Origin of the sequence: Streptomyces sp. 13-12-16 (genome assembly GCF_002114215.1) — a bacterium.
Taxonomy (GTDB): Bacteria; Actinomycetota; Actinomycetes; order Streptomycetales; family Streptomycetaceae; genus Streptomyces.
The window spans coordinates 1-5,129 of sequence record NZ_NCTE01000394.1 but is presented as its reverse complement, the minus strand read 5'-3'; the positions used below and the strand labels follow the sequence as shown (position 1 = coordinate 5,129).

Sequence of the window (5,129 nt, the reverse complement as noted above, 5' to 3'; positions counted from 1 at the left end):
GGCGACCGCCGCCGCCGTGAGCGGCGGCTTCTCGCCCTGGGAGGCCGGGCTCGACCTGGTGCTTTCGGCCGTGGTGGCGGTGGCGGTCGGGCTCGCCCTGGGCTGGGGCGCCAACAAGCTGATGGATCTCCTCGGGGACGCGACCCTGCAGATCGGGCTGAGCCTGCTCGTGCCGTACGCCTCCTACGTCACGGCCGAGGAACTGCACGGCTCGGGCGTGCTCGCCGTGCTCACCACCGCGCTGTTCCTCGTCGAGTACGCCACCGACGCCGACGACGTCATGACCCGGCTGGCCGGGCACACCTTCTGGGACATCGTCGACACCCTCGTCACCGGGGTCGCGTTCGGGCTGGTCGGGCTCGAACTGCACAACGCGGTGCGGACCGCGTCCGGCCACTGGAGCGAGCTGCTCGGCTGGGCGGCGGTGATCGTGGGCGTGGTCGTCCTGGTCCGGCTGCTGTGGCTGCTGCCGGCGACCTGGCTGACGAAACGGCTGCACGCCGCGCGGGACACCGCCGAGGAGATCCCGGTGAGCTGGCGCGAGACCGTGGTGATGTGGTGGTCCGGGATGCGCGGGGTGGCCTCCGTCGCGCTGGCGCTGGCGATTCCGCTGGAGACCGACGCCGGGGGCGACTTCCCCGGCCGGAGCGAGATCGTCTTCATCGCGTTCGGCGTGATCATGGCGACCCTGCTGGTGCAGGGGCTGAGCCTGCCGTGGCTGGTGGGGCGGCTGGGGGTGCGGGCCGACACCGGGCGGGAGAAGCAGCTCGAGCACGACCTGGCGGTCCGGGCGGCGAAGGCGGCGAAGCGGAGGCTGCGCGAGATCGAGGAGGCCGAGGAGCTGCCGGAGGACCTGTCCGAGCAGATGCTGCGCAGCGCGTTCGACATCGGGGTGCGGATCAGTCCCGACCTCGCGGACGACGAGCGGCGGGAGGCGCACCGGCAGCGGGCGCGGCGGCTGAAGCGGGTGCGGGGGATCCAGCGGGAGATGCTGAGCGCGGCCCGGCACGAGGTGCTGGCGGCGCGGAGCGAGGCGGGGGCGGATCCGGAGGTCGTGGACCGGGTGCTGCGGCACCTGGACGTGCGCAGCCTGCGCTGACGCTTCAGGGTCTCCCACCCGTGCACCGCCTGTCCCGGTCGGTGGGGAAGCGGGCGTTTCCCACGGCAGCTTGGCACCTTCGGCGGCTTTCCGTTCGTAAGGTGCCGTTATGACTCGGAATGTTGTGATCAGTGGAGGCGGCAGCGGGATCGGACTCGCCACCGCACGGGTGTTCGCCGCCGACGGGGACCGGGTGCTGCTGCTCGGGCGGCGCAAGGACGTGCTGGAGCGGGCCGGGGTGCCGGGCGCCCTGACGTACGCCGCCGATCTCGCCGACCCCGAGGCCGTGCGCGGTGTCGCCGGCTTCGTGGGGCGGGAGTTCGGGGCCGTGGACGTGCTGGTCCACAGCGCCGGAGGCGACGGGCTCCTCGAACCCCCGGCCGACGGCGACGACCCGCTCGACGCCGTCGCCCACTCCTGGACGGTCAACTTCCGGCTCAACCTGCTGACCGCCGCACTGCTCACCGAGGCCCTGCGCGGCCGGCTCGCCGAGCCCGGCGGACGGGTGCTGTTCCTCAGCTCCCTCGCCGCCTACCAGGGGCGCGGACAGGTGGCGTACGCGGCCGCCAAGGCCGGCCTGCACCCGTACGCCCACGCCCTCGCCCGGACGCTGGGCCCGCACGGCATCACCGTGAACGTGGTCGCCCCCGGCTACATCGAGGACACCGCCTTCTTCGGCGACGGCATCGACGGGGAACTGCGCGCCTGGCTGATCGGCCAGACCCTGGACGGGCGCGCCGGAACGCCCGGGGACGTCGCCGCGACCCTGCACTGGCTCGCCTCCCCGGGCGCCGCACACATCACCTCGCAGATCGTCCAGGTCAACGGCGGCGCCGAACGCGGCCACTGAGGCCCGCTCAGCGCTCCCTCGGATGGGTGTGCACGCGGCGGGCCGCCGGTACGCCGTCGGCGGAGCGGTGATCGCGCCGGCCGGGCGGCGGCACCGCGTCGGCCGCGTTGACCCGGGGCAGCGCGTAGGGGTGGTCGGCGGCCAGCCAGCGGATCATTTCCTCGCGGACCGCGACCCGTACCGTCCAGATGTCGTCCGCGTCCTTGGCCGTCACCAGGGCGCGCACCTCCATGGTGCTGGGCGTGCTGTCGGTCACGGTCAGGTTGAAGGCGCGGCCGTCCCAGGCCGGGCACTCCCGGAGGATGTCGCGGAGCCTGTCGCGCATCGCGTCCAGCGGGGCCGAGTGGTCGAGGTGCCAGAAGACGGTGCCCGTCATCTGCGGCGTCCCGCGCGACCAGTTCTCGAACGGCTGGGACGTGAAGTACGACACCGGCATGGTGATCCGGCGCTCGTCCCAGGTGCGCACGGTCAGGAAGGTCAGCGTGATCTCCTCGACCGTGCCCCACTCGCCGTCCACGACCACCGTGTCGCCGATGCGCACCATGTCGCCGAAGGCGATCTGCAGCCCGGCGAACATGTTGCCGAGCGTGGACTGGGCGGCCACACCGGCGACGATGCCGAGGATTCCGGCCGAGGCCAGCAGCGACGCCCCGGCCGCCCGCATCGCGGGGAAGGTCAGCAGCATCGCGGCCACCGCCACCACGCCGACGATCGCCGAGACCACCCGCCGGATCAGCGTCACCTGGGTGCGCACCCGGCGGACCCGCGCCGGGTCGCGTTCGCGGTGGGTACTGGCGTACCGCGTGTACGTGGTCTCGACGACCGCGGCCGCGATCCGGATCGCCAGCCAGGCGGCCGACCCGATCAGCACCAGGGTCAGGGTCCGGCCGACGGCGGCCTCGTGGTCCTGCAGCAGTTCCGCCTGGTCGTACGACCCTCTCAGCAGGGCCGCGCACAGCACGAGCTGGTAGGGGATCCGGCCGCGGCGCAGCAGACCCCACAGCGGAGTCTCGGGGTGGCGTTCGTCGGCCTTGCGCAGCAGCAGGTCGGTGGCCCAGCCGAGCAGCAGTGTGAGCACGACCGAGCCGCCGACCACGATCAATGGGCGGAGCACGTCATCCATGCCCCCGAACCTAACCGGCCCGCGCGGGCATGAACATGTGACTTCCGCGCGATCGCGGGTAGGGCCGTGATCCGGCGCCGTCACACCGGGCTGGCACCATGGACCGCATGAACATCATGCTCTTTCACTCGACCTACGGCCTGCGGCCCGCGGTGCACCGGGCCGCGGACCGGCTGCGCGCGGCCGGACACGAGGTGTGGACGCCCGACCTCTTCGAGGGCAGCACGTTCGACACGGTCGAGGACGGCATGGCGTACAAGGAGGGGATCGGCAAGGACGAGCTGCTGAAGCGGGCCGTGCTGGCCGCCGCGCCCTACTCCGAGCGGGGGCTGGTGTACGCGGGGTTCTCCTTCGGTGCCTCCGTCGCCCAGACGCTGGCCCTCGGCGACGACAAGGCGCGCGGACTGCTGCTCCTGCACGGCACGTCGGACATCGCGGAGAACGCCTCGGTGGACGAACTGCCGGTGCAGCTGCACGTCGCCGAGCCGGACCCGTTCGAGACGGACGACTGGCTCACCGCCTGGTACCTGCGGATGGGCCGGATCGGCGCCGAGGTCGAGATGTACAGGTACGCCGGGGCCGGTCACCTCTACACCGACCCCGACCTGGAGGACTGGGACGAGGAGGCCGCCGAGGCCACCTGGCGGGTGGCGCTCGGCTTCCTCGACTCGCTGGAGGGCTGAGCCGGCGATCGGCGGGGCGTCACACCGGGTCGTGGACGCGCTCGACCTTCTGCGTGCCGCTGCGGGTGCGGTAGGAGCGGACCCACTCGGACGTGGCGTCCGCCGCCGTGCGGTCGGACAGCACGTAGTAGTCCATCTGCGCCCGCTCGGCGGTGATGTCCAGTACGCCGTAGCCGTGCCGGTCGGTGTCGACCCAGTGGACGTGCCGGTTGGCCGCCCGGATCAGCGGTGCGGCGAGCGCGGAGACGGTGCCCTCGGGGACCTTCACGATGTCGTCGAGGTTGTCGGAGGTGACCGAGGTGACCACGAACTCCGTGGCGGCCGACGCCGACAGCGGGTAGGTACCGGCGTTCACCGGCACGTCGTTGGCCCACGCCATGTGGATGTCGCCGGTGAGGAAGACCGTGTTGCGGACGGCGTTCGCCCGCAGGTGGGCGAGGAGTTCGCGGCGGTCGTCGGTGTAGCCGTCCCACTGGTCGGTGTTGAGGGCGAGTCCTTCCTGCGGCAGGCCCAGCAGCTTCGCGAGCGGCTTGAGGAGGCTCGCGGGGAGGGAACCGAGGGCGAACGGCGAGATCATCACCGAGGTGCCGACCAGCCGCCAGGTGGTGTCGGACGCCGTCAGACCCGCCTTCAGCCAGTCCAGTTGGGCGCGCCCGGTGAGCGTGCGGTCCGGGTCGTCGACCTCGCCGTCGCCGAGGGAGACCTGCGGGGAGCGGAAGGAACGCAGGTCGAGCAGGGACAGATCGGCGAGCTTGCCGAAGCGGAGCCGGCGGTAGGTGGTGCCGGCGAGCGCGGGCCGTACCGGCATCCACTCGAAGTAGGCCTGCTTGGCGGCGGCCTGGCGGGCCGCCCAGGCGCCCTCCGCGCCCTCGGTGTGGTTCTCGGCGCCGCCCGACCAGGTGTCGTTGGCGAACTCGTGGTCGTCCCAGATCGCGACGACCGGCGCCTCGGCGTGCAGGGCCTGGAGGTCCGGGTCGGTCTTGTACGTGGCGTGCCGGAGCCGGTAGTCGGCGAGGGTGACGATCTCGTGGGCGGGGGTGTGCGGCCGTACGGTCTCGCCGCGGGCGGCGTACTCGCCGGTGCCGTACTCGTAGATGTAGTCGCCCAGGTGCAGCCAGGCGTCCAGGTCGCCGCGGGCCGCGAGGTGGCGGTACGCGGCGAAGTGGCCGGCCTCCCAGTTGGCGCAGGAGACCACGCCGAAGCGCAGCCCGGTCACGGCGGCGTCGGCGGCCGGCGCGGTGCGGGTGCGGGCGGCGGGCGAGTCGGTGCCGCCGGCGGAGAAGCGGAACCAGTAGTCGGTGGCCGGACGGAGACCGCGGATGTCCGCCTTGACGGTGTGGTCGGAGGCGGCGGTGGCGAGGGTCGAACCCTCCG

The 5,129-nt window shown here is 72.8% G+C and carries 5 protein-coding genes; 3 read left to right on the top strand and 2 right to left on the bottom strand.

From position 1 onward, the window contains the following. A partial coding sequence (locus B7767_RS16235) for a sodium:proton antiporter (protein WP_085572816.1) occupies positions 1-1,099 on the top strand: 1,099 nt, incomplete at its 5' end. 109 nt (positions 1,100-1,208) lie between these two features. After that, positions 1,209-1,949, top strand: coding sequence for an SDR family NAD(P)-dependent oxidoreductase (locus B7767_RS16230; RefSeq protein ID WP_085572814.1), 741 nt, complete (start codon positions 1,209-1,211; stop codon positions 1,947-1,949). A gap of 7 nt (positions 1,950-1,956) precedes the next feature. Here the strand turns inward: B7767_RS16230 and B7767_RS16225 are convergent, their stop codons facing one another. Continuing rightward, positions 1,957-3,072, bottom strand: a complete 1,116-nt coding sequence (locus tag B7767_RS16225) for a mechanosensitive ion channel family protein (protein WP_085572813.1) — start codon at positions 3,070-3,072, stop codon at positions 1,957-1,959. Between the two features lie 107 nt (positions 3,073-3,179). On the opposite strand from B7767_RS16225, the gene B7767_RS16220 reads away from it, so the two are divergent. Then, entirely contained in the window at positions 3,180-3,755 is a 576-nt protein-coding gene (locus tag B7767_RS16220; protein ID WP_085572815.1) for a dienelactone hydrolase family protein, read from the top strand. A gap of 19 nt (positions 3,756-3,774) precedes the next feature. Here the strand turns inward: B7767_RS16220 and B7767_RS16215 are convergent. Next, positions 3,775-5,129 (bottom strand): alkaline phosphatase (locus B7767_RS16215; protein ID WP_085572812.1); only part of this gene is annotated, 1,355 nt, incomplete at its 5' end.